The sequence below is a fragment of the bacterium genome (genome assembly GCA_024226335.1).
In the GTDB taxonomy this organism is placed as follows: Bacteria; Myxococcota_A; UBA9160; order SZUA-336; family SZUA-336; genus JAAELY01.
In genome coordinates this window covers 1-511 of sequence record JAAELY010000332.1, presented here as the reverse complement: position 1 = coordinate 511, position 511 = coordinate 1, and the positions used below count along the sequence as shown (strand labels likewise).

The window sequence follows — 511 nt, the reverse complement described above, 5'->3', positions numbered from 1 at the left end:
TGGATGATCGAAGAGCAAGGCATGGCGAAAATCCCCGAGCCGGACAACTCGATCGTTCTCGATTACCTCGAAGCGAACTACAACGAAGACCGGCCGAACTTTTCGCAGCGCTAGCGTGCGCGTAAGCGCTTCGGTGGTGGAAGCCTTTTCGGCATTCTCTTTGTCGCCGCCAGGTCGGAGCCTCTCTCGTTAGTCGGGGATGCTCTTCGCGTTCGGGACCGCGACCGAGAACATGTCGCCGAGCGCTGACAGGCTTGCATCCTGCAATTGCCTGGCAGGCATGTCCGCGCCGGTTTCGGGGTTGGAGATCGTGCGCGTAGCCGTGGCGCTCCCCACCACCGTGTTGCCGTAGCCGTGGTTGAACGACGCGCGCGTTGTCGAGTTCACGCACATATGATCCCAACGGCATGTAATTTTGACCGATATGAGCCCATTTTCTCATTCCGATTGATTTGACTGTTTCGGGCTGTTCGAGGAGTCGGTTCCAGGCATCACAACCGGCGTCGATGAT

Annotated in this window: 2 protein-coding genes; one reads left to right on the top strand and one right to left on the bottom strand. The window is 58.1% G+C overall.

Annotation, left to right across the window (positions count from 1 at the left end; genetic code table 11):
• The coding region (locus GY725_17120; GenBank protein MCP4005913.1) for a cytochrome c family protein at positions 1–114 on the top strand (114 nt) is incomplete at its 5' end.
• A 75-nt stretch (positions 115–189) separates the two neighbouring features.
• On the opposite strand, the gene GY725_17115 is transcribed toward GY725_17120, so the two are convergent.
• The gene (locus GY725_17115) at positions 190–426 is read right to left on the bottom strand and encodes an isochorismatase family protein (GenBank protein ID MCP4005912.1); all 237 of its coding nucleotides are present in this window, start codon (positions 424–426) and stop codon (positions 190–192) included.
• Positions 427–511: the final 85 nt, after the last annotated feature.